23 protein-coding genes are annotated in these 22,596 nt (G+C 46.5%); 13 read left to right on the forward strand and 10 right to left on the reverse strand.

The features are described 5' to 3' along the window. The first annotated feature begins 35 nt into the window (after window positions 1-35). The 5 genes from SB847_RS14875 (at window position 36) to SB847_RS14895 (ending at window position 3,213) form a co-directional block, all read left to right on the forward strand. Window positions 36-422, forward strand: a complete 387-nt coding sequence (locus SB847_RS14875) for a CidA/LrgA family holin-like protein (RefSeq protein ID WP_007407725.1) — start codon at window positions 36-38, stop codon at window positions 420-422. Then, the gene (locus SB847_RS14880) at window positions 404-1,084 is read left to right on the forward strand and encodes a CidB/LrgB family autolysis modulator (protein WP_012118753.1); all 681 of its coding nucleotides are present in this window, start codon (window positions 404-406) and stop codon (window positions 1,082-1,084) included. Before SB847_RS14875 ends, SB847_RS14880 begins: the two co-directional genes overlap by 19 nt. Window positions 1,085-1,213: 129 nt before the next feature. Then, window positions 1,214-1,408: a YwbE family protein gene (locus tag SB847_RS14885; protein ID WP_003150901.1), complete on the forward strand. Its 195-nt coding sequence runs from the start codon at window positions 1,214-1,216 to the stop codon at window positions 1,406-1,408. A 154-nt stretch (window positions 1,409-1,562) separates the two neighbouring features. Then, complete coding sequence (locus SB847_RS14890; RefSeq protein WP_410578030.1) at window positions 1,563-2,324, forward strand: MerR family transcriptional regulator; 762 nt, start codon at window positions 1,563-1,565, stop codon at window positions 2,322-2,324. Between the two features lie 46 nt (window positions 2,325-2,370). Next, a complete protein-coding gene (locus tag SB847_RS14895; RefSeq protein WP_410577977.1) occupies window positions 2,371-3,213 on the forward strand; it encodes a DUF2268 domain-containing putative Zn-dependent protease in 843 nt (280 codons plus the stop codon). Window positions 3,214-3,294: 81 nt separating this feature from the next. Here SB847_RS14895 and SB847_RS14900 read toward each other — a convergent pair whose 3' ends face one another. After that, on the reverse strand, window positions 3,295-4,482 hold the full coding sequence (locus SB847_RS14900) for a class I SAM-dependent rRNA methyltransferase (RefSeq protein ID WP_025650065.1): 1,188 nt from the start codon (window positions 4,480-4,482) through the stop codon (window positions 3,295-3,297). Window positions 4,483-4,576: 94 nt separating this feature from the next. Between SB847_RS14900 and glxA the strand changes: the two genes are divergently transcribed. Next, the gene (gene glxA, locus SB847_RS14905) at window positions 4,577-4,960 is read left to right on the forward strand and encodes a glyoxalase GlxA (protein WP_003150894.1); all 384 of its coding nucleotides are present in this window, start codon (window positions 4,577-4,579) and stop codon (window positions 4,958-4,960) included. A 29-nt stretch (window positions 4,961-4,989) separates the two neighbouring features. On the opposite strand, the gene celB (SB847_RS14910) is transcribed toward glxA, so the two are convergent. Further along, complete coding sequence (gene celB / locus SB847_RS14910) at window positions 4,990-6,324, reverse strand: PTS cellobiose transporter subunit IIC (protein WP_410577980.1); 1,335 nt, start codon at window positions 6,322-6,324, stop codon at window positions 4,990-4,992. Window positions 6,325-6,485: 161 nt separating this feature from the next. Between celB (SB847_RS14910) and SB847_RS14915 the strand changes: the two genes are divergently transcribed. After that, on the forward strand, window positions 6,486-8,231 hold the full coding sequence (locus SB847_RS14915) for a S8 family peptidase (protein WP_410577982.1): 1,746 nt from the start codon (window positions 6,486-6,488) through the stop codon (window positions 8,229-8,231). Between the two features lie 57 nt (window positions 8,232-8,288). On the opposite strand, the gene SB847_RS14920 is transcribed toward SB847_RS14915, so the two are convergent. From SB847_RS14920 to SB847_RS14930, 3 genes are all read right to left on the reverse strand, one after another. After that, complete coding sequence (locus SB847_RS14920) at window positions 8,289-9,149, reverse strand: glycosyltransferase family 8 protein (protein ID WP_007407730.1); 861 nt, start codon at window positions 9,147-9,149, stop codon at window positions 8,289-8,291. Between the two features lie 278 nt (window positions 9,150-9,427). After that, window positions 9,428-10,060 carry a GTP pyrophosphokinase YwaC gene (ywaC, locus tag SB847_RS14925; protein WP_007407732.1) on the reverse strand — a complete coding sequence of 211 codons (633 nt, stop codon included), beginning with the start codon at window positions 10,058-10,060 and terminating at the stop codon, window positions 9,428-9,430. A 130-nt stretch (window positions 10,061-10,190) separates the two neighbouring features. Beyond that, complete coding sequence (locus SB847_RS14930) at window positions 10,191-11,126, reverse strand: 1,4-dihydroxy-2-naphthoate polyprenyltransferase (protein WP_003150884.1); 936 nt, start codon at window positions 11,124-11,126, stop codon at window positions 10,191-10,193. Between the two features lie 442 nt (window positions 11,127-11,568). Here SB847_RS14930 and SB847_RS14935 point away from each other — a divergent pair, with 442 nt between their 5' ends. The 6 genes from SB847_RS14935 to SB847_RS14960 all read left to right on the forward strand — a co-directional run bounded on the left by SB847_RS14935 (window position 11,569) and on the right by SB847_RS14960 (window position 17,136). Next, window positions 11,569-11,718, forward strand: a complete 150-nt coding sequence (locus tag SB847_RS14935) for a teichoic acid D-Ala incorporation-associated protein DltX (RefSeq protein ID WP_003150882.1) — start codon at window positions 11,569-11,571, stop codon at window positions 11,716-11,718. 15 nt (window positions 11,719-11,733) lie between these two features. Beyond that, window positions 11,734-13,245, forward strand: coding sequence for a D-alanine--poly(phosphoribitol) ligase subunit DltA (gene dltA / locus SB847_RS14940; RefSeq protein WP_410564158.1), 1,512 nt, complete (start codon window positions 11,734-11,736; stop codon window positions 13,243-13,245). Next, window positions 13,242-14,423 carry a D-alanyl-lipoteichoic acid biosynthesis protein DltB gene (gene dltB / locus SB847_RS14945; RefSeq protein ID WP_012118762.1) on the forward strand — a complete coding sequence of 394 codons (1,182 nt, stop codon included), beginning with the start codon at window positions 13,242-13,244 and terminating at the stop codon, window positions 14,421-14,423. The genes dltA and dltB overlap by 4 nt, the downstream gene beginning before the upstream one ends. A gap of 16 nt (window positions 14,424-14,439) precedes the next feature. Continuing rightward, window positions 14,440-14,676: a D-alanine--poly(phosphoribitol) ligase subunit 2 gene (dltC, locus tag SB847_RS14950; RefSeq protein WP_003150875.1), complete on the forward strand. Its 237-nt coding sequence runs from the start codon at window positions 14,440-14,442 to the stop codon at window positions 14,674-14,676. Beyond that, window positions 14,677-15,861 carry a D-alanyl-lipoteichoic acid biosynthesis protein DltD gene (gene dltD, locus SB847_RS14955; RefSeq protein ID WP_122504262.1) on the forward strand — a complete coding sequence of 395 codons (1,185 nt, stop codon included), beginning with the start codon at window positions 14,677-14,679 and terminating at the stop codon, window positions 15,859-15,861. It abuts the gene before it with no gap. Window positions 15,862-16,044: 183 nt separating this feature from the next. Beyond that, on the forward strand, window positions 16,045-17,136 hold the full coding sequence (locus tag SB847_RS14960) for a branched-chain amino acid aminotransferase (protein ID WP_025650062.1): 1,092 nt from the start codon (window positions 16,045-16,047) through the stop codon (window positions 17,134-17,136). Window positions 17,137-17,176: 40 nt separating this feature from the next. Here the strand turns inward: SB847_RS14960 and licH are convergent, their stop codons facing one another. From licH to licR, 5 genes are all read right to left on the reverse strand, one after another. Continuing rightward, a complete protein-coding gene (licH, locus tag SB847_RS14965; protein ID WP_003150870.1) occupies window positions 17,177-18,505 on the reverse strand; it encodes a 6-phospho-beta-glucosidase LicH in 1,329 nt (442 codons plus the stop codon). After that, entirely contained in the window at window positions 18,502-18,834 is a 333-nt protein-coding gene (gene licA / locus SB847_RS14970) for a PTS lichenan transporter subunit IIA (RefSeq protein ID WP_003150867.1), read from the reverse strand. Before licA ends, licH begins: the two co-directional genes overlap by 4 nt. Before the next feature lie 18 nt (window positions 18,835-18,852). Next, a complete protein-coding gene (gene celB / locus SB847_RS14975) occupies window positions 18,853-20,211 on the reverse strand; it encodes a PTS cellobiose transporter subunit IIC (protein ID WP_032875716.1) in 1,359 nt (452 codons plus the stop codon). A gap of 15 nt (window positions 20,212-20,226) precedes the next feature. Beyond that, complete coding sequence (gene licB / locus SB847_RS14980; RefSeq protein WP_003150863.1) at window positions 20,227-20,535, reverse strand: PTS lichenan transporter subunit IIB; 309 nt, start codon at window positions 20,533-20,535, stop codon at window positions 20,227-20,229. Window positions 20,536-20,633: 98 nt separating this feature from the next. Then, entirely contained in the window at window positions 20,634-22,589 is a 1,956-nt protein-coding gene (gene licR / locus SB847_RS14985) for a transcriptional regulator LicR (RefSeq protein ID WP_325084553.1), read from the reverse strand. Between the last annotated feature and the right edge of the window lie 7 nt (window positions 22,590-22,596).

Consider the following 22,596-nt stretch of genomic DNA (forward strand, 5'->3'; position numbering starts at 1 on the left):
CTTCTGTACAATATAAATATAAGGGAGGCATCATTATGAAAAAATTGCTGCTTACCGTTATTCAAATCGCTCTGCTGTTTATATTTGCGCGTCTGATCAATTGGGTCACGGCGGCTCTTCATATAAATATTCCCGGCAGTATAATCGGGATTGTGATCCTTTTCACATTATTGCATTTCAAGATTATCAAACTTGAATGGATTGAGCTTGGCGCAGCATGGCTCCTCGGTGAGCTGCTGCTGTTTTTCATCCCGTCTGCCGTCGGAGTGATTGAATACGGAGATATTATGTCTAAATTCGGCGTAAGCATTTTACTTGTCGTCGTCATCAGCACATTTGTCGTGATGGTTTCAACAGGTACGCTTACACAGCTGATAGCAAAAAGAAAGGAGAAAAAACAAACGTGTTCATCGGAATCATAAGTTTATTCTTAACTGTCTTAGTATATTTGGGCGCGAAAAAACTCTACATTCGTTTTCCGCGGGTGTATACGTCGCCGCTTCTGATTACGCCCGCTGTTTTGGTCGTACTGCTGCTTCTTGTCAATGTCCCGTATCAGACATACAATCTCGGCGGCGGACTGCTGACCGATATGCTTCAGCCGGCAACAGTGGCGTTCGCTATCCCGCTTTATAAATATTTCCCGATTTTAAAGAAATACGCCGTGGAAATTATTTTGAACGTAGCGGTCGGTTCATGTATCGCCATTCTGTCAACGGCCTTTATCGCCAAATGGTTCCATCTCGGCAGCAGCTTAGTCGACAGTCTCGTGCCGCGATCCGTGACGACGCCGATTGCCATGAACGTTTCAGAAATGATCGGCGGGATGCCGGCCGTTACAGCGGTTTTCGTCATTTTAACGGCTTTATTGGGAACGATCATCGGGCCGATGGTCATCCGCTATTTCCGCATTGATAACGAAATTGCCCGGGGCGTGCTGCTCGGAACCAGCGCGCACGGAGCGGGAACATCTAAAGCATTTGAGCTCAGCTCCGTATCAGGAACGATCTCAAGCGTGTCCATGATTCTCGCCGCAATTATGACGCTGTGCGCGGCCCCGATTTTGCTTTCGTTTATGTCATAAAAGACTGCTCCTTACAGAGCGGTCTTTTTTTATTTGCTATGAAGGATTGATTCGTCTGTCCTTCATAAAAAGACGAAAACACGATATGATAAGATATGAAGTGAAAAGACTGAAGAACGGATGTGTCATATGAACGGCCAGCAGCGAAGCAGCATCAGAAAAGGACTTGAAGTCGATATCGTCCTGAAAGCCGATCAGCGTTCAGGAAAGCTGACAAGAGGAATCGTGAAGGATATTTTGACGAACTCAAGCTTCCACCCGCGCGGCATTAAGGTCCGCCTTGAAGACGGGCGAATCGGCCGGGTGCAGCACATTATTGAATAGAAAAAAGCCGGAGCTTCACGCCCGGCTTTTTTTCTTTAATTTCAGCAATGAAATCCTCATATGTTCCCCTTTATATACAAAAAATCTTTAACCAACTATTGACTCTTACGCTGCGTAATACTTTAGAGTAGCCATTAAGGAGGCGGCAACCGTGATGGGTATGAAAGTAAAAGAAGTAGCTGAACTGATTGGAGTAAGCATACGTACTCTCCATCATTACGATCAAATTGGATTATTGACTCCTCAGGAAACGACCGATTCCGGTTATCGGCTTTATTCTGAAGAAAATCTTGAACAGCTGCAGCAGATACTATTTTTCAAGGAGCTCGATTTCTCCTTAAAAGAGATTAAAGACATCATTAATAGTCCTTCATTTAATCGAAGGGAGGCATTAATTTTACAAAAGAAAATGTTGATTGATAAACGGAATAGAGTCGATAAGATGATTGAAACCATCGATAAATCAATCAAACATATGATGGGAGAGATTTGCATGACGAACAAAGAGCGGTTTGAGGGAATGAACTTCAATCATAATCTTTATGAGCAAGAAGCTCGCAAACGGTGGGGTGATCAACCTGTCGATAAGGTAAATATTAGATTGAAAAGCATGACTGATGGTGAGCAAAAAGATTTATCTGATAAGTGGACTGCAATGTTCAATAAATTTGCACTCCTTATTAACCAATCTCCCAAGTCCCCAGACGTACAAACAGCTATCAAAGAGTGGTTTGATTTTCTCAATGAAAATTTTGGTGAATATTCTTTTGATGCCTTTTACGGATTAGGTCAACTCTATATTGAAGATAAACGCTTCACTAAGAACATCGACCGGTATGGTGAAGGGCTGGCGAAGCTCATGAGTGATGCCATTACAATTTATATAGATCATCAAAAAAAGGGTGGTACCCATTAAAATCATTATCGAGGATACAATTGGGCAATACGAAACATTATTTTCAATGATTGAAAATAGAGAAGATTATTATCGGTATTCAATGATGAAACCTTTTGAAGATATGTGGAAAAAGATTAATGTTCCCTTAAAGGCAAAGCAGCCTAACGGATATGATGTAATCATGGCTGCAAATATGCTGGGCTATCTGAGCATATTTGATACGGAAACCGGAAGAAAAGCATTAGAGAATCTAAAAGAAATTCAAGCTCTTCAAATTGCATATGGCACTTTAACTCATTGTGTAGAATTTATCAAACAAAACCGCTTAAAAATAAATGCTGATGAAATAAGGTTTGGGATGTATCTGGCCAATCAAAAAAAGCTTGAATTACATAGAGGGTATTGTGGATTCGGAGGAATTCCGGGATTTATTCAAGTTTCAATATTCCCCAATTCATATAACATACCGAGACTGCCTGCTGTAATTGCACATGAATTTCATCATAATATTCGTTTTTCGTATTTCAATTGGGACTATGGGAACGTAACGGTTGGTGATTACTTAATTATAGAGGGGCTGGCAGAATCGTTTGCCAAAGAACTTTACGGAGAAGCTCTATTAGGTCCCTGGGTTACTTCTTTTGAAAAAGAAGACTTAGAATACTCAAAAGAAATTATCAAAGACTCATTAAATGTGAAAGGGTTTGCTGAGGTCAGCAGTTACATGTTTGGTGACACCTTTGCAGCCGAACAAGGTTATCAGCCTGTCGGCTTATCACCGTTTGCCGGTTATGCGGTTGGCTACCAAGCGGTGCAATCCTTCATGAAAGCCAACAATGTGGGGATTAGTGAGGCCACTTTACTTGGCACAGATGAGATACTAAGTAATAGCGGGTTGTTTCTTTAAGAATGAAGATTATTTTATCCCGTATTAAAGCGATGGAAGAGGGTTTTCTTTTCCCCTCTTTCCACGCTATAAATGATCATCCTATTTTTTCCGCAAGAAAACAACCTTCAAATAATTCCCTTCTTTAAACGCGGGAATCGTTTTGAAATCTTCCGGAAGCGTATATTCTTCCAAAATGTCGTAACGCTCATTTGTTTCTTTAAAGGCGGTCTCTATAAAACCTTTAAATTTCTTCATATTGAAGGCGCTGCTGTTTGTCGAAGCGACGATGATGCCGTTTTTTGCAGTGATGGCGATCGTTTCCTTCAGCAGGTTTTTATAATCTTTCGCCGCGCTGAACGTCCGTTTTTTTGTGCGGGCGAAAGAAGGCGGATCAAGGATGATGAGGTCAAACTCCAGCCCTTTTTTCTCCGCATAGCCGAAGTATTTGAAAACATCCATGACTTTAATGTCATGCGCCTCATAATCAATTCCGTTGGCGCTGAACTGTTCAATCGTTTTTGCGAGACTGCGGTTGGCGACATCGACGCTGGTCGTTTTCTCAGCTCCTCCAAGCGCCGCCGCAACGGAAAATGCCCCCGTATAAGAGAACGTATTCAGCACCCGTCTGCCGTTTGCATACTTATCCCGAATCGCTTTGCGCACATGACGCTGGTCTAAGAAAATGCCCGTCATCGCCCCGTCGTTTAAATCCACCGCGTACTGTATGCCGTTTTCTTGAACAATGACCGGAAAATCTCCTCTTTCGCCTTTGACAAAATCGTCGTCTTCCACGTATTGCCCGGCCGTATCGAATCGTTTCTTTTCATAGATCGCTTTATAAGAAAGCTCCAGTCCGTCAATCGCCTCAATCATGCTGTCCTTATAAGCGTAAATGCCTTTACTGTACCATTGAATCAGCAGATAACCGTCATAAAAGTCAATCGTGACGCCGCCGATGCCGTCGCCCTCACCGTTGAAAAGCCGGAACGCCGTCGTATCGGGCGCCTTAAACAGATGGGCTCTCGCTTCAGCCGCTTTTTTCAGCTTGTCCAGAAAGAAACGTCCGTCGATCCGTTCATCTCTCGCGCGGGACAGCACCCAGCCGACTCCTTTATTCTGCAAGCCGTAATAGCCTTTTCCGATAAACTCACCCTTCTCGGATGTCACATCAAAAAGATCGCCCTCTGTTAAGTGAGCCGAGCTTCCGGACAGAGCGTCTTTTTCAATCAGGGGGAATCCTTTTTTCAGCTTTCCGGCAAATGTATCTTTCACTGTAAGTAGCTTCATTGTGCATTCCTCTTTCGTTTTGCTTTCTCTTATCGTACCATAAAACATGATCAACACCGCATTGTCCCGAAAAATTCAAAACAGGGGGAAAACCATGACAGCCAAAAGAATCGACCATACAGGCATTATGGTCAAAGATATTGAAACATCCATCGCCTTTTATCAAGACGTTCTCGGTATGCAGTTAAAGGATCGTATCACTCATACGAACGGCATTATTGAACTTGCCTTTCTCGGCTTTCAGGAAGGGCCGGAGACAGAAATTGAGCTGATCCAGGGCTACAGCAGCGAGCTTCCCGCAGAAGGAAAAGTGCATCATGTCGCTTTATTAACTGAAGATATCGCGGCGGAGTTCACGCATGCGAAGCGTCAGGGCGCCGTATTTATCGATGAAGAAATCACGACGCTTCCGAACGGGTACCGCTACTTTTACATTGAAGGACCTGACGGCGAATGGATCGAATTTTTCCAGCGTTAAAAAAAAACGGGCGAAAGCGCCCGTTTTTTTTATGTTTCTTCAGTGGCGTTCTGTTCCGCCGCCCGCTCCTCTCTCCATTTTTGAAGATCCCAAATTCGGAAAAACGGATAATAGATGATAAATGTAATCAGGAGATTGATCAGCTGCATGACCGAACCGGAGATTTTCCCGCCCGTCGCCAAATAACCGGAAATCAGCGGCGGCATCGTCCACGGCACGGCGATTCCCGCCGGTTTTGCCACCATCCCCGTGATCATCCCGATGTACGTCGCCGTAATGGTCAAGAGCGGCGCAATGATAAAGGGCACGATTAACAGCGGATTCATGACGAGCGGCATCCCGAAAATAATCGGTTCGTTAATGTTAAAAATCGCGGGCCCGATGCCGAGACGGCCGAGCTGTTTCATCTGTTTGCTTCTGGAGCGCACAAGCATGGTCAGCACAAGGGCAAGCGTCGCTCCGCTTCCGCCGACATTAATCCATATTTGAAAGAACTGTGTCGTAAAAATGCTCGGCAGCGCCTCTCCCGCCTGAAAAGCCAAACGGTTGGCGTCCATCGCCCCGTACCAGATCGGCGACATGACGCCGCCGATAATGGACGCGCCGTGTATGCCGCACGACCAAAGCAGCATTTGCACGAATTCGGCGATAAGACTTCCGCCGAGACTCCCGCCCAGAATAGACAGCGGGGTGCCCAGCAGATCGCCTACGACATTGTGGAGGCTTTTAAAAGGAGTTATTTCAATAAACAGACGGGCCAGCCATACAAGCGTAATAACAATGAAACCGGGGATGAGCGCAACGAACGATTTGCTGACCGCAGGCGGCACTCCGTCAGGCATCTTAATAACGATATTTCTTTGTATGATAAACCGGTACACTTCCGTAGACAGCATTGCAATGATCATCGCGACAAACAGACCTTTGCTTCCGAGCAGCGAAATCGGAATGCCGCCTCCCACCATAATCTCTGTTGCCGAGCCGTCAGGAATAAACGGAATCTGATACGGCGTCGCCAATAAAAAGGCGGCAAGGGCAATGGCTCCCGACGACAGGGCATCCACCTCATAGCTTTCCGCAAGCCGGTAAGCAATCCCAAAGGCGGCGACAAGCGCCATAATGTCAAAGGACGCATTCACGGGATACCCGAGCTTTTCAACCCAATTTTCACCGAAAAGACCAGCCATAAAATCGGCATAACCGGGAATCGGAAGACTCGTCAGAATCAGAAAAACCGATCCGATGATGATAAGCGGCATAGTCAAAATAATGCCGTCCCGCAAAGCTCTTAAGTGCCTTTGACCGGCGACTTTTCCGGCGACAGGCATGATTTTTTCTTCCATGACCCGATTGAACGTACTCATTTATCAAAAACCCCCTTTTTGAGTTCATTGCGCAGATGTCTTAAAGCATTTTCTCCATCATATTTTGGAAACGCTTACATTTGCATACAGAAATTTTCCTTATCCCTCAGGAAAAAAAGAATTCCGCACTGCCGATATATAAAGAAAAAGGGGGAATTGCAATGTATCACACCCTGAAACCGATAATGGCCGCGGCCTTGTGCGTCAGCCTGTTCTCCGCCGCGGCGCCCGCGCACGCCGAGACGCACGACCGGGACGTTATCGTGGTGTACAAAAATCAAAACGGCAAGGAATCCGCCATAGACAGCGGAGCGGATGTGGAACAGACCTATCAGCATCTCCCGGCAGTCGCCGTGTCAGCCGATTCACAAACGGTGAAAGACCTGAAACAGGACCCTGACATCTTATATGTAGAAGACAATGTATCCTTTCAGGCAGCAGGCGGTTCTGATATCCGCCCGTTATCAGCGGTCCAAAGCAGCAGTTACGCGCTGCCGCAATGGGATATAGAACCGACTCAGGTCAAGCAGGCGTGGAAAGAAGGCTTGACGGGGAAAAAGGTGAAAGTGGCTGTCATTGACAGCGGCATTTACCCTCATGATGACCTTTCCATTGCCGGAGGCTATTCCGCAGTCAGCTATACTTCCTCATACAAAGATGACAACGGACACGGGACGCATGTCGCCGGAATCATTGCGGCCAAACATGACGGATACGGCATTGACGGCATCGCGCCGGATGTCCGGTTATATGCGGTTAAAGCATTAGACAGAAAGGGTGCAGGGGATCTTAAAAGCCTGCTTAAAGCGATCGACTGGTCGATCGCCAACAAAATGGACATCATCAATATGAGTCTCGGAACTAACGCAGACAGCAAAATTCTTCACGACGCCGTAGACAAAGCATACAAAAAAGGAATCGTGATCGTAGCCGCCGCAGGAAACGACGGCAACAAAAAACCCGTCAATTATCCGGGCGCCTACAGCAGCGTAACGGCAGTCTCAGCGTCAACTGAAAAAAACGGGCTCGCGGCTTTTTCCACGACCGGAAAACAAATTGAATTTGCCGCACCCGGCACCAATATTACGAGCACGTATCTGAATCAAATGTACGCCACGGCTGACGGCACATCTCAAGCCGCACCACACGTCACCGGCATGTTCGCGCTGCTCAGGCAGAAATATCCGGAGGAAACAAATACACAGCTCCGGCAGCAGATGCAGCAAAACGTCAAGGATCTGGGCGCTCCCGGACGTGACAGCCGATTTGGGTACGGCCTGGTGCAATATCACGTAAAGCAAAAGAGCTTTGCCGAACGGGCCGTAATAAAAGCGGAAAAGACCAAAAAACAGGCAGATATCAATCAAGCAAAAACGGCCGTCAGCAAGCTGTCCAAGTCAAAGGGAAAAACCGCTCTCGAGTCCCGGATCAATAAAGTTCAGACGGCAAGAAATGTGACGGACGCAAGAGACAAAGTCCGGACTGCCGAAAAACAAAAGAAAAAAACCGCCGTCAATGCCGCACAAAGCGCCATTCGCAAATTACCGGCCGGTTCAGAGAAAAAAGGACTGCAAAAGCGGCTTAACGCTGTCAACTCAAGCCTTTTGAAAACAGCTGAGGCCAGCGTCAAGCAGGCGGAAAAAAAGACCTCTGAGGCCAACACCGCAAAAGCTCAAAAAGCAGTCAGCGAAATCCAGCCGGGAAAAGAAAAAACCGCTCTGGAAAAACGGCTTGGCCGGATAAAAGATAAACTCAACCGGCAGCAGGCTGGAGACAAAGTAAAAGCGGCGGAAAAAACCAAGACGAAAAAAGCAAAATCAGCGGCGCAAACAGCAGTCAGCCGATTGAAGCCGTCTGCCGAAAAGACCGGCCTGCAAAAACGCGTGCGTGCGATTCGGGTGAAATAATAAAAAAAACGCTTATGAGCCGGATAACGGCTTCACAAGCGTTTTCATCACACCTGCCTATTGGTTCATGGCCGGGCGGTCGATCGTGTTCCATTTCGTAAAGGACATATATCGGAAATAATGATCACGATACGGGTGCGAGGTGCCTGTATTCCAAGGCTTGTCGCTGCCGCAGAAATGGACGATGGCCGGTTCGGCACGTGTTTCTCTGTAACGTATACGGTCGATCAGTTCAGGAGGCGTTTTCTCATTCATGATAATATGCGTCTGCGCGTTCCAGCGCGGATGCAGTTCATGCCATTGATCATATAAGATCGCGTTAAGCGCGTCCTGATCATGGAACACGAGAAAATCCTCCGAGCTGTTTTCGTTGATAAAATCAATCACCTTTTCGGAAATATTTTGTTTTCTCCAAGGTTCGAAATCTATAATCATAATGCCGGAATTAAAATACTTGGCAGTGTCGCTGATATTCATTTTTTTCAGTCTTTCATGCTGTCCTGCGTCTTCTACCGCCGCAACTATTGCCGGGGAAATATCCAAATCCCATAAAACCGAAATATCTTCCATCACAATTGCATCGCAATCAATGTAAATCATCCGCTTGACGGACTCATCCTTAATTAAATCAGGGATGGAAATGCGGTAATAAGCCGCTTTTGTAATGTGGCTGCTTTCGACTGCATGCTTGTATTGATCAGCGTCTACTTCTAAAAATTCAAGCGGCGTCCCGAATGACATCGCGGTCTGTTCAAGCTTGTCCTTGTTTTCGGCAGTAATTCCGCCGTCGATCACATATAATTTGGCATCCCTTGTTTTATCCATATTCATCAATAAAGAAGCGAACATCCCACCCAAATGACGAGCATAATGATCATCGGCACATGATACGATATGCATTGTTTCATTCTTTCCCACTGATATTCATCTCCCTTTTTGTTGTACAAATGTCTTTCCCTTTTTTTTAAAAGTAAACCTCAATCTTACACATTTTTTCTGCGGGAATGTGCTGTTTGCGATTTGATATCTTTCTTCTTTGTTTGGGGTGAGGAAAGAAAATGATCTTAGCTGCGAGGTCTATGTGAACGGAGGCAAGACGATCAAGGTCGACAGCGAAAAACGGTGAGCGTCATTGGATAAATAAACAGCCGGACTGCACATAAAAGCGGTCCGGCTGTTTGTGATGCGTCAATCGTTTAATCGACTTCTTTCTTAATCCCAAGCATCTTTTCGTCTAAATAATGGGCGATGTCCGCCGCTTCCTTCAGCTCGTCGGTCAGATGCTTTGGGACTTCGTTATTTAATTTGTAATAAATTTTATGTTCAAGGCTCGCCCAAAAATCCATGGCAATGGTGCGGATTTGAATTTCCGCCTTCACATATTCCACACGATTCGTCAAATAAACGGGAATTTCAATAATCAAATGCAGGCTGCGGTAGCCGTTCGGCTTCGGATGTTTGATATAATCCTTCACCTTTACGATCTTCAGGTCCTTATGCTGCTTCAAAACCTCAGCGACATTATAAATATCGGAAATAAAGGAACAGATAATCCTGACACCCGCAATATCATGAATATGCTCTTTCATTTCCTGCGTCGTCACATCGCAGCCTTTGCGCATCAGTTTATTGACGATACTCTCGAAACTTTTTACGCGTGATTTTGTATGCTCGATCGGGTTATGCCCGTGAATCAGATTATATTCCTGGCTGATGATAGAAAACTTCGTATCCAGCTCATCTAAAGCGAATTTATAAACTAATAATTCATTTTTCCAATCTTCCATGACCGTTTTCAAATCATCCATATGGGCTGTTGACAAGTCCATTTTTTTCATCTCCTTGCTTTGCTGTCCGTATATAAGACGTGTCAGTCCTCAGTCAGGTTCTTTACAAAATCGTGAAGATTATGTCATAAAAAAAAGCAAATGCCGGTTATGACATTTGCCTTTCATTTGATCAGCGGAAATAACTGATCAGGAGTCCGATTGAAAGCAGGAATCCGAAGAATGTATTGGTTTGCGCCGTTGATTTCATCGCAATAATCATGTTCATCGGCATTTCGTTTTTCACAAAGCCTTTCACGGCCTGAACGGGTTTCGGCACGCTCAGGAAGACCAGGAACAGCCACGGGCTTGTGTAACCCATGATGACAAGACCGACGATCCAGATGTAAGCGATGGCAAATGATGCGGCCAGTATCATGACGGCCCCTCTATGCCCCATCAAAATGGCCAGCGTTTTACGTCCGCCCTTTTTATCTTCCTCAATATCACGGATATTGTTGGACAGGTTAATCGCTCCGACCAAGATGGCGATCGGGATAGAAATCAAAATGCTCTGTTCATTAATTCTGCCTGTCTGAATGAAGAAAGAAATAAGGACAAATACAGAGCCCATGCAAATGCCGGAGAACAGTTCCCCGAACGGTGTATACGCAATCGGCAGCGGGCCGCCCGTATACAGATAGCCGATCAGCATGCCGGCAAGGCCGATAGCCGCAAGCCACCAGCTGCTGCTCATGCAGATATAAACACCGAGCACGAGGGCAATCGCATAAGAGCCGAGCGCCAGCTGCAGAATTGTTTTCGGCTTCATGCCGTGGCGGACGATCGCTCCGCCGATACCGACGGAATCCTCCGTATCTAAACCGCGTTTAAAATCGTAATATTCATTGAATAAGTTCGTGGCGATCTGGATCCAAAGGCAGGAAAACAGCATGGCCAAAAACAGCAGGAAATCAACCTTTACGTAAAACATCGCCAGTACGGTGCCGAGAAGTACGGGCACAAACGATGCCGTCAATGTATGAGGGCGGGTTAGCTGCCACAAAATGCGGCCCATGCTTTCTTTCTCGGGCGTCTTTTGGCTGCCCCCCATATTGTTTTGATTCATTTTCCTCTTCCTTTCTATTAAAAGGCTTTCACAGTCAGCCGATAACAGTAGTGTTGAATTGGGGTTTTCACGTTTCTGCTACCTTATCTATCATAATAATTTCTTCCTCATTTCACAAGATGCGGCGCTTTATCGGCTATCCTGCCGGAAACGGCTTTTCGCCCTTCTCCATTGGGGTTCGGCACAAGCCTGCTTAAGAAAAAGCCGCCAAAATTTTTTTACCTCGTTTATATTTACGATAAGTTAAAAATCCCGCCTGAACAGCGCCTTTTTAGTATGATCATTTGCCAATTTATACATGCGTGTTTTCCATCCTTTTGTTTCTCATTCATTTTTAAGGAAATTTTAAGCTTAGGATATTAGACATATTTTGAAACTTTTTGTTAATCTAATCGTCATATACTGGTGTAATTATTGAATACGCGGGGAAGGAATTTTGAATATGATGCAAAAATTAAAACGTGCTTATGAAAATACATTGATCAAATGGACGTTTCATACGGGCTTTTATTTTCTGATATTAGTATTGCTTTTTTGGATGTATGGATTTCATACAGCGAATACCGGCACTTATATTTACAACGATTTCTAATCGGGGAGGATAACTATGAAACTACTTGATGCTATAAAAACATACGCAGACGCCAAGCCGCAGGCCGAAGCGTTTCGTTCCTTAGATCATTCCCTCACTTACGGGGAATTATGGGATTTGTCGGAGCGGGTTGCGTCCGGCATTCAAAAACATACAGCTGACGGTTCGAAAGCGCCTGTCCTGGTTTACGGACATATGGAGCCGAATATGATCGTTTCTTTCTTAGGAAGCGTCAAAGCGGGCCGCCCTTACATCCCTGTCGATGTTTCCATTCCGGCGGAGCGGATCGTCAAAATCATTGAAAGCTCAGGCGCAGAGCTGCTTATCAGCGTATCAGGCGATGCAGTCGATACGGGAAGCAATCTGATTAAAACCGTTACGCCCGAAGAGCTTGCAGCTGACGGAGATGCAGACCTCAGCCGTGAGAACTGGGTAAAAGATCTGGATACGTTTTACATTATTTACACGTCCGGCAGCACGGGAAATCCGAAGGGCGTGCAGATATCGGCTGATAACCTGCAAAGCTTCACTGACTGGATCTGCAGGGATTTTCCTGTGGGCGAGGGTAAGACTTTCTTAAACCAAGCTCCGTTTTCTTTTGATTTATCTGTCATGGACATTTTCCCGTCGCTTCAAACGGGAGGTACGCTGCATTGCGTAACGAAAGACAAAATCAATAAACCGAAAGTACTATTTGAAGAACTGGAGAAATCCAAACTGAACGTCTGGACATCGACGCCGTCTTTCGTCCAAATGTGTCTGATGGACCCCGGCTTTACGCAGGAGCTCCTGCCTGAGGCAGAAGTATTTATGTTTTGCGGAGAAGCGCTTCCGGCTGCCGTGGCACAGGAGCTGTTAAACCGTTTTCCGAAGGCCCGTGTATTCAATACATACGGCCCGACTGAAACAACGGTTGCCGTCACCTCCGTTGAAATTACACAGCAGATCATCGATGAACATGAATCTCTGCCTGTCGGTTTTGCAAAACCCGATATGGATATCTTCATCATGGATGAAAACGGGAATAAGCTTCCGGACGGAGAAAAAGGGGAAATCATCATCGCGGGCCCGAGCGTGAGCAAAGGCTATCTCGGAGAGCCTTCTCTGACGGAAAAAGCGTTTTTCCCGATCGACGGCCAGTGGGCATATCACACGGGTGATGCCGGTTATGTTCAGGATGGTCAGATTTTCTGCCAAGGACGTCTTGATTTCCAGATTAAGCTTCACGGCTACCGCATGGAGCTCGAGGAAATCGAAGTACATGTAAGGCAGTCTCAATATGTGCGCACGGCGGTTGTCATCCCGTATCAGCCTAACGGACCTGTCGAATATTTAATTGCCGCCATCGTGCCTGAAAAACACGATTTTGAAAAAGAATTCCAGCTGACAAGCGCCATTAAGAAAGAACTGGCCGCTTCGCTTCCGGCCTACATGATTCCGAGAAAATTCATTTATCAGGATCACATTCAAATGACTGCGAACGGAAAAATCGACCGTAAACGCATTGGCGAAGAGGTTCTTGTATGACGCCTTACAGCTCGTTTTTCTTCTTTATCTTACTTGGAATCCTTCTTTTGCCGACGATTATTTTAGGGCTGAACGGCAAGAGATTCCAAGGATACAACATGTTTATATCCATCATCGTATTGGCTTTGATTTTCGCGCATGATCTGCACGGCGTGATCGCACTATGTATCTTTACGCTGTGGCAGGTGCTTTTAATCAGGGGTTATCTCGCTTACAGACTGAAAGCCAACAGCGGCTTTGTCTTCAGTATGGCCGTAATCGCGTCCATTTTACCCCTGTTTTTATCTAAATTATGGCCGTTTTTCTTTCCGCCGGCGCCTCATCACCCGGTTCATAACCTGATCAGTTTCTTAGGAATTTCTTATTTGACATTTAAAGGCGTCCAGCTGATCATGGAAACGAGAGACGGACTGATTAAAGAAAAAATGCCGCTTCACCGCCTTTTGTACTTTATTATGTTTTTCCCGACCATTTCTTCCGGTCCGATCGACAGATACCGCAGATTTGCCAAGGACGAACAGAAAGTATGGACAAAGGGAGAATACGCTGATTTACTGTATACCGGCATTCATAAAATTTTTATCGGTTTCTTATACAAATTCATTATCGGATATGCGATTAACACGTATTTCATTATGAATCTGTCTCATATCACCCACAGCAAACTGTGGGGTAATGTGCTGTACATGTACGGATACAGCTTGTACCTGTTTTTTGATTTTGCGGGTTACACAATGTTTGCCGTCGGTGTAAGCTATATCATGGGTATCAAATCTCCGGAAAACTTTAATAAACCGTTTATCAGCAAAAACATTAAAGACTTCTGGAACCGCTGGCACATGTCCTTATCCTTCTGGTTCAGAGACTACGTATTTATGCGCTTTGTTTTCTGGATGACAAAGAAAAAATGGATAAAGAACCGGATGGCCGTCTCGAACATCGGGTATTTCCTGCTGTTCATGCTGATGGGCGTCTGGCACGGACTCGCCCTGCAATATATTGTATACGGCCTGTACCACGCCGTATTAATGACCGGGTATAACTTTTTTGAGAAATGGAATAAGAAATACAAATGGCTGCCCGCCAATCGTTTTACGGCCTTTTTAGCCATCGTCATCACATTCCATTTCGTATGTTTCGGATTTTATATTTTCTCAGGAAAACCATTTCATCACTAAAGGAGATTGAAAACACATGGAATTTAAACAGGAAGTATTAGACGTATTAGCTGAAGTTTGTCAGGAGGACGCTGTGAAAGAAAATCCTGATATTGAAATCTTTGAAGAAGGACTGCTTGATTCTTTCGGAACTGTAGAACTGCTGGTCGCCATCGAAAACCGCTTCGGCATTACAGTGCCGATCACTGAATTTGACCGTGACGAGTGGAATACGCCAAACAACATTGTAAACAAACTGACTGAGTTGAAGTAAATGAAAAAGCGTTTCTTTGGACCAATTATTTTAGCGTTCGTCCTGTTTGTCGGAGCTATCGCAGTTCCGGCTTCATGGCTTACGCGCTTCATTCCTGAAAAACGTGTCGAAGAGTCGGCGGCAGCCTTAAATCCGAATATGTTCCAGGGGCTCTATCTGCAAAATAAAATGTTCGAAGACTCGAAGTATATGCCGATTTTCGGTTCTTCCGAGCTTTCAAGACTGGATGAGTTTCACCCGTCCAACTATTTCCAAGTGAACAACCAAGGCTTTACGCCTTATCTTGTCGGAAAAGGCGGTTCGCAATCTTTAATTCATGCCATAAATTTTGCCGCTCATGCTGATCAGCTTAAAGGCAGAAAGATGGTATTTATTGTATCACCGCAATGGTTTACAAAACATGGTTCAAATGAGCAGCATTTTGCTCCTAATTTCTCATCATTGCAAGCTCTTGACTTGGCTTTTAATCACAACATTGAGCCAAAACTGAAAAAACAAATGATGAAGCGTATGCTGCACTACAAAGTTGTACAGAATGATGCAGTCCTGTCTGAACTGTATAAAGCGTCTGTAAAAGGTCAGACTTGGAAAGTAAACGCATTAACACCGGCTGCGAAGCTTTATTATAATATCTTAGAAAAGAAGGACCTTTATTATTCGATAGAAGAGCCGCAAGGACCAAAACGTTTCGTTAATAATAACCTAAAGGGAAAGTCCTGGTCCCAGCTTGAAAAACTGGCTGCTCAATATGGTAAAGATCACACGCGTTCTAATCCGTTTTTTATAGACGATTCTGTTTATAAAACGATCAAGAATAAAGTGCCTAAAGCCAAAGGTTCAAACAAAGGCAGAACATACGCCTATAAAAAGTCACTGGAGTTCAGAGATTTTGAAGATATGCTTACTATTCTGAAGGATGCCGGGGCTAAGCCGATGTTCGTCGTCATTCCCGTAAATGGGAAGTTTTACGACTACACCGAATTCCCGAAAAAAGGCCGGACTGATTACTACAAAAAAGTCACTAAGCAAATTAAAGCGAAGGGCTTTCAGGTTGCCGACTTATCCGGGCACGAATATGATCCGTACTTTATGAAAGACACCATCCATATCGCCTGGAAGGGCTGGGTGTACGTCGATAAAGCAATGGAGCAGTTTTACAAAACCGGCAAGGTGACGGTTCACTGAGCACGGTGATGACAGAATACGTAAAAACGAACACGCAGGGGGCATTCTCTCCCCTGCTTTTTATGTGATTTGATTTTTTCACAAATTTGAGGAAAACTATTGCGAATATTTGTTGAAAGTATACAATAGAATATAAATTATTTTCAAATAAGTTTGACAATAACACCAATAGGGAGACAGAACATTATGAAACAAGATATTCGTGTTGAATTGACTTCAGCCAAAAAACCGAAACCGGACCCCCATGACCTTGCGTTCGGCAGAATTTTCACCGACCATATGTTTGTTATGGATTACGATGCTGATCAAGGCTGGTACGATCCGAGAATTATCCCTTATCAGTCCATCTCAATGGATCCTGCGGCTATGGTTTATCATTACGGCCAAACCGTTTTTGAAGGGCTTAAAGCGTATGTAACGAAGGATCAGGAAGTGCTTCTGTTCAGACCGGAGAAAAATATGGAGCGCCTGAACCAGTCAAATGACCGCCTTTGCATCCCGCTCATTGATGAAGAGCTTGTTCTTGAAGGCCTGAAACAGCTCGTAGCCATCGACAAAGACTGGATTCCGAAAGCGGAAGGCACTTCCCTTTATATCCGTCCGTTTATTATTGCGACTGAGCCTTTCCTCGGTGTAGCGGCATCCCATACGTACAAGCTGTTTATCATTCTTTCCCCGGTCGGCTCTTATTACAAAGAAGGCATTAAACCGGTAAAAATCGCCGTGGAAAACGAATTCGTGCGCGCCGTCAAAGGCGGCACCGGAAACGCGAAAACCGCCGGCAACTACGCATCAAGCCTGAAAGCGCAGCAGGTTGCGGAAGAGAAGGGATTTTCCCAGGTTTTATGGCTTGACGGCATTGAGAAAAAATACATCGAAGAAGTCGGCAGCATGAACATCTTCTTCAAAATCAGCGGCGAGATCGTGACGCCGGAGCTGAACGGAAGTATTCTTGAAGGAATTACGAGAAATTCCGTCATCACCCTTCTCAAACATTGGGGACTGACTGTGTCTGAGCGAAAGATTTCGATCGATGAAATCATTCAGGCGCATCGTGACGGCCGATTGGAAGAAACATTCGGAACCGGTACGGCGGCGGTCATTTCTCCGGTCGGCGAACTGATCTGGAATGATGAAAGTCTTGTCATCGGCAGCGGTGAAACCGGAGAGATCTCGAAGAAATTGTACGATACCATTACAGGCATTCAAAAAGGCGCGGAAGCCGACGTGTTCGGCTGGACGACAGAAGTCGCCTCACTAAGCGAATCAAAATAAGCAAAAAACCCGGAAGCGAATCCGGGTTTTTTTACTGCTCTTATGCTTCAATCGACTTAAAGAAATGAGGCAGATGTTCTTTGTGAGCCTCAAGCATTTCATCCAGAATGGCCTTTGCCACGGAGTCTGACGGGACGAGAGGGTTGATCGTCATCGCAAGTAGCGCCGTTTGATAATCTCCCGTGACGGCTGCTTCAGCGGCGACGCGCTCAAATGATTTGATTTGCTGGACGAGTCCGCGGACAGACACCGGCAGATCACCGACGGCGATCGGTTTCGGACCGTCTTTCGTCATGACACAGTTCACTTCGACCGCTGAGTCATTCGGAATGCTGGCGATCGCGCCATTGTTTATCGTATTGACGGGCTGGATATCATGTTTGTCGTTATAGATGGAGCTGATCAGGTTGCAGGCCGCGTCACTGTAGTACGCTCCGCCCCGTTTTTCAAGCTGCGGCGGTTTGATGGCGAGATTCGGATCTTTGTACAGTTCGAACAGTTCTTTCTCAACCTTCTGTACAACCTCGGCGCGTGTGCCCTCCGTCTGTGACGCTTCTATTTCATGCTCGAGCATTTCTTTCGTTTTGAAATAATAGCGGTGGTAGCCGCAAGGAATCAGATCGAGCGCCTTCAGGAATTCAGGCTCCCATTCCGCGCCTGAAATATTTTTCATCGTCATGGCGTTTTCCGGGTCTCCCATGGCTTCAATGACTTGATCTTTCACGCTGACGCCGTCTAAGAAAACATCTAATCCGAAGACCATGTGATTCAGCCCGGCAAATTGCACTTCGATCCGGCTGACATCCACATCCAATGCTTTTGCGACGCCCATTTTAATGCCGATCGGCACATTGCAGAGGCCGACGACTTTTGTGAGATTCGAGTAGCGGAGCAAGGCCTCGGTAACCATGCCGGCAGGGTTTGTGAAATTCACGAGCCATGCATTCGGACAAAGCTCTTCGATGTCTTTCGCGATTTCCAGAATAACCGGGATGGTGCGCAGCCCTTTGAATAAACCGCCCGGACCGTTTGTCTCCTGGCCGATTACGCCGTATTTTAACGGAATCCGTTCATCTTTGGCGCGGGCCTCAAGAAGGCCGACGCGGAATTGAGTCGTTACGAAATCCGCATCCTTCAAAGCTTCTCTCCGGTCAAGCGTCAGGTGAATCTCTATCGGAACACCCGCTTTTTCGACCATGCGTTTTGCAAGCGTGCCGACGATATTGAGTTTTTTCTCGCCTTCAGGAATGTCGACGAGCCATAATTCTCTGACAGGCAGTTCCTCATAGCGCTTAATGATGCCTTCCACAAGCTCCGGTGTATAGCTTGAACCTCCGCCGATCGTTACAATTTTAATTCCTTTTGTCATATTTTTGCTCCCCCTTGCAGACTCACTTTTTCGTAAATCTCGACTAACTCAGCGGCCAAGTCTTTCACGGTCATGGCATTCATTAAATGATCTTGCGCATGCACCATCAAAAGCGTCATGTCTGTTTTTTCTCCGCCGGCTTCATTTTGGATCAGTTCTGTCTGATAATGATGGGCTTCGGTCAGTTCCCTTGCGGCTTCCTGAAGCTTTTCTTCCGCCATGGCTCTGTCCCCCCGCTTTGCGGCGGCAATGGCTTCCATTGATGCGCTTCTGCCGTTGCCGCCATGCAGGATGATCTGAAAAATGGTCTGTTCCATTTTTTCATTCATGTGTTTCACTCCCTTTCTCTACAGCACGGCTTTTTCGTCTCCCTGTACGGCTGGCGCCTGCGATTGTTCAAGTTCGTTTTCTTCTTTCAGCTTTTGCGAATCCCACATTCTGAAGAACGGATAGTACACGATAAAGGCTGTGATGATATTAATCGCCTGCATGACAGCCCCTGATATTTTTCCGCCCGTGGCAAGATAGCCGGAGAAAATCGGCGGCATCGTCCATGGGACGGCAATGCCGGCAGGTTTAGCGACGAGGCCAGTGCTCATGCCGATATAGGTAAAGACCAGTGTGACAAGCGGTGTGATAATGAACGGAATGAGAAGCATCGGGTTCATGACGATCGGCATTCCGAAAATAATCGGCTCATTAATATTAAAGACGGCCGGCCCGATGGCGAGTTTCCCAAGCTGCTTCATCTGCTTGCTTCGCGAACGGAGAAACATGGTGACCACGAGCGCCAGTGTCGCGCCGCTTCCGCCGATGTTGATCCAGATTTCAAAAAACTGCTGGGTGAAAATATTCGGAAGCGCATCGCCCGCCTGAAACGCAATCCGGTTGGCATCCATCGCTCCGAACCAGATCGGCGCCATGACGCCGCCGACTATGTTTGCCCCGTGTAATCCGCACGCCCACAAGAGCATTTGAACCGCTTCGGCTATCAGGCTTCCGCCGAGACTTCCCCCAAGAATCGAGAGCGGCGTCCCCAGTACAACGCTTACAATGTTATGAAGGCTTTCAAACGGCGTCGCTTCGACAATTAAACGCGCGCCCCAGATCAGAAAGATGACGGCAAAGCCGGGAATTAAAGCGACAAATGATTTGCTGACCGCCGGAGGCACGCCGTCCGGCATTTTGAAGACGAAATTCCGCTGGATGATCAGGCGGTAAATTTCCGTCGACAGCATGGCGATGATCATCGCGACAAACAGCCCTTTGCTTCCCATGAGAGACAGCGGGATGCCGCCGCCCACCATGATTTCCTCTTTGGCGCCGGAAGGCAGAAACGGAACTTTGTACGGCGTTGCCAAGAGAAACGCCGCCAAAGATATCGCACCGGCCGATAAAGCGTCCACCCCGTATTTTTCGGCCAGGCGGTAGGCGATTCCGAAAGCGGCGACAAGACCCATGATTTCAAAGGTCGCATCAACCGGATATTGCAGTTTTTGAGACCAGGCGCTTCCGAACGTCTTTGCCATGAAATCCGCATATCCCGGAATCGGCAGGTTGCCGATGATCAGAAAAAACGAACCGATGATGATAAGCGGCATGGTGAGGATGATCCCGTCACGCAATGCTTGCAGATGCCGCTGGGAGGCAATTTTTCCGGCAATGGGCATGACTTTCTCTTCTAAAAACTGGTTCACCTTATTCACACGGCCCGCCCCTTTCTACGATGCGTTTCCGAGCTGTTCCGCTGATTTCAGAACCTCCGCTCCGTTGCACGTGCCGTAATGGACGGTATTGATGACTTCAACCGGCACTCCTTTTGATTCACCCAATTTTTTCAGCTGCGGAAGCAAATAACGGACTTGAGGCCCAAGCAGCAATACGTCCGCTTTATCAATATGCTGGTTGACTGAATCGCCTGACACCGCCCAGATTTTATATTCTTTTCCTTGTTCCTGCGCGCTTTTTTCCATCTTGGTGACGAGTAAGCTTGTTGACATCCCTGCTGCACAAACGAGTAATATATTCATGTAAAAGACCTCCTGAAAGTTTGATATTTTGTATGTCTCGATGTTAGTACCATCATATTATGAAATCGCTTTCATAACTACTCAGGCTTTTTCCGCTGCTAACGGAAAAAAGGTGTATCCCGGTCTTTCTCTGATCGTTTGTCTCTGAATACTCGTAAAACCTCCTGATAGGTTGTGCATTTTAAGAGACGGCTTACCGCGGCCGGATCATCTAACATCCCGCCGAGCCATTTGTACATATGCTGGAGGTCGGCTTTTCCTTCCTTCTCGACGCAGAGCAGGCAGACAAATTGGACACGCTTATCCGCCCAGTCAATCGGTTTCTTCAGCGTGCATACCGCCCAAAACGTCGTGTCTGTCTGCGGAACGAGCGGGTGCGGAATCGCCGTAAGATTGCCGAAACTCGTAGGAGAAATCGCTTCCCTTTCAAAAATAGAATCGGTCAGAGAATCAGAAGCGAGGCCGGCTTCTGCAACCTGCTGTCCGAGAAAACGGATGACGTCCTCCTTCGTCTCCAGATCCTGCTGCAAAAATACCAGTTCCGGTTTCAGAAAGTTCAATTGTTCCCGCTTTTCTTCCAGCATGGCGTCGATTTTTGTAAAATCCCCGCCGCCCAACAGCGTCTGAACCTTTAATACGGGAACGGGCAGGTCTTTTTTGATCGGCACTGTGCTGACCACAAAATCAATCGACTCAAAGGAAAGCTGGTCAAGGCTGCAGTAATCAGCCGTTCCGACGATTTCAAGACGCTTTGCGAACCGGGAACGGAGCTTTTCTCTTAAAAGCTGCGCGCTGCCGGCGCCGGACGCACAGACAATCAGACAGCGCTTAGGCGGCCGTTCCGTCTTTCTCCTTTCGATGGCGGCTCCGAAATGAAGCGCCAAATATCCGATCTCATTTTCATGAATATCAATGCCGGTTTGCTCCTTGATCACGATTCCCGCAATCACTCCCGCTTCAAATGCGAGCGGATAATTTTCCTTTATGGCGGCGAGCATGGGATTTCTCAGGTTCATTCCGTACCGGTTCCGGTTAATCGCCGGCTTGATGTGGAGCGCAAGACCCGCTTTCAGCTCATTGTCGTCCGTGATTCCGAGCTTCAGCTCCCGCTCAATGGCTTCGATCATGGCCTCCGTCAAACGGCTGGTTTCTCCGTCTATCAGCCTTGTAAGCTCTTTTCCTTCCAGTTGTGACTGGGTCATGCGCTTTGTCCCGAGCAGGTGAATGGCGATATAGGCGGTTTCCTGTTCGGGAAAGGTGACCGAAAGCGCAGATTCAAGCTCTTTTACGATGGCTTCCGCTGACTGATATTCTGTTTCAAGCTTAATATCATGAAGATCTTCCGGAATGAGAGATACATAGTTTTCTGTCCGGATTCGTTTGCAGGCAATGGCGATATGGATGATGAGATTGTTCAGGCCGAAGAAAGAAAGCGGGATCTTATGGTTTCGAACCTGCTTCATAATGGCTGTGCGGATCACATGAATGTCGTCTTTCGGCAGAATACCAGCCTTTTCACTCAGGAGATCAGGCTCAGGCTCGCGGTCGTCCACTAAGTATTCCGCCATACAATAACGGAGGCGGAGCTCTTCGCCGCGCAGCTTAAAGCCGTAGTTCGGCCTTGTTTCCAAAATGATGTCATAGGGGCGGAGCCGCTTTTTGACTTCTTTTAAATCAGATTGAAGTGTGGATTTACTGATGAACAGTTCTTCCGCCAAGTCATCCAGCTTGAGATAGCCGTCGGTCAGAAGCATTCTTTTCATAAGGTAATCTATCCGTTCATCGGGAAAAATCGGCACGGTGCTGTTCTGCTGGAAATTGTCCTGAAGCCAGTTTTTAAACGGCTGTTCATTCCGGATCAGCAGCTTATAGCCGCTCCCTCTGACAGATTGAATGGATGCGCCGTGTTTTTCTACAATGGTTTGCAGTTCCTTTATGTCATTGCGGACCGTCCGTGTCGTTACCTTTACATTTGCAGCGATGACTGAGCTTGTAACCGGTGTTTCAGCAGCTAAAAGCAAGCGCAGAAGTTCACGAAGCCGCCCATGAAGCATGAGAAAA

The organism is Bacillus sp. SIMBA_026, assembly GCF_046535335.1.
GTDB classification, from domain to species: domain Bacteria; phylum Bacillota; class Bacilli; order Bacillales; family Bacillaceae; genus Bacillus; species Bacillus velezensis.

Coding starts and splice junctions, on each gene's coding strand:
- SB847_RS14875 (WP_007407725.1), top strand. CDS start 36: ATGAAAAAATTGCTGCTTACCGTTATTCAAATCGCTCTGCTGTTTATA.
- dltC (WP_003150875.1), top strand. CDS start 14,440: ATGGAATTTAAACAGGAAGTATTAGACGTATTAGCTGAAGTTTGTCAG.
- licA (WP_003150867.1), bottom strand. CDS start 18,834: ATGAATGAAAAAATGGAACAGACCATTTTTCAGATCATCCTGCATGGC.
- licH (WP_003150870.1), bottom strand. CDS start 18,505: ATGACAAAAGGAATTAAAATTGTAACGATCGGCGGAGGTTCAAGCTAT.
- SB847_RS14895 (WP_410577977.1), top strand. CDS start 2,371: ATGATTGAAAATAGAGAAGATTATTATCGGTATTCAATGATGAAACCT.
- glxA (WP_003150894.1), top strand. CDS start 4,577: ATGACAGCCAAAAGAATCGACCATACAGGCATTATGGTCAAAGATATT.
- licB (WP_003150863.1), bottom strand. CDS start 20,535: ATGAATATATTACTCGTTTGTGCAGCAGGGATGTCAACAAGCTTACTC.
- celB (WP_410577980.1), bottom strand. CDS start 6,324: ATGAGTACGTTCAATCGGGTCATGGAAGAAAAAATCATGCCTGTCGCC.
- SB847_RS14890 (WP_410578030.1), top strand. CDS start 1,563: ATGGGTATGAAAGTAAAAGAAGTAGCTGAACTGATTGGAGTAAGCATA.
- ywaC (WP_007407732.1), bottom strand. CDS start 10,060: ATGGACTTGTCAACAGCCCATATGGATGATTTGAAAACGGTCATGGAA.
- licR (WP_325084553.1), bottom strand. CDS start 22,589: ATGCTTCATGGGCGGCTTCGTGAACTTCTGCGCTTGCTTTTAGCTGCT.
- SB847_RS14935 (WP_003150882.1), top strand. CDS start 11,569: ATGATGCAAAAATTAAAACGTGCTTATGAAAATACATTGATCAAATGG.
- dltB (WP_012118762.1), top strand. CDS start 13,242: ATGACGCCTTACAGCTCGTTTTTCTTCTTTATCTTACTTGGAATCCTT.
- dltD (WP_122504262.1), top strand. CDS start 14,677: ATGAAAAAGCGTTTCTTTGGACCAATTATTTTAGCGTTCGTCCTGTTT.
- dltA (WP_410564158.1), top strand. CDS start 11,734: ATGAAACTACTTGATGCTATAAAAACATACGCAGACGCCAAGCCGCAG.
- SB847_RS14885 (WP_003150901.1), top strand. CDS start 1,214: ATGAACGGCCAGCAGCGAAGCAGCATCAGAAAAGGACTTGAAGTCGAT.
- SB847_RS14930 (WP_003150884.1), bottom strand. CDS start 11,126: ATGAATCAAAACAATATGGGGGGCAGCCAAAAGACGCCCGAGAAAGAA.
- SB847_RS14915 (WP_410577982.1), top strand. CDS start 6,486: ATGTATCACACCCTGAAACCGATAATGGCCGCGGCCTTGTGCGTCAGC.
- SB847_RS14900 (WP_025650065.1), bottom strand. CDS start 4,482: ATGAAGCTACTTACAGTGAAAGATACATTTGCCGGAAAGCTGAAAAAA.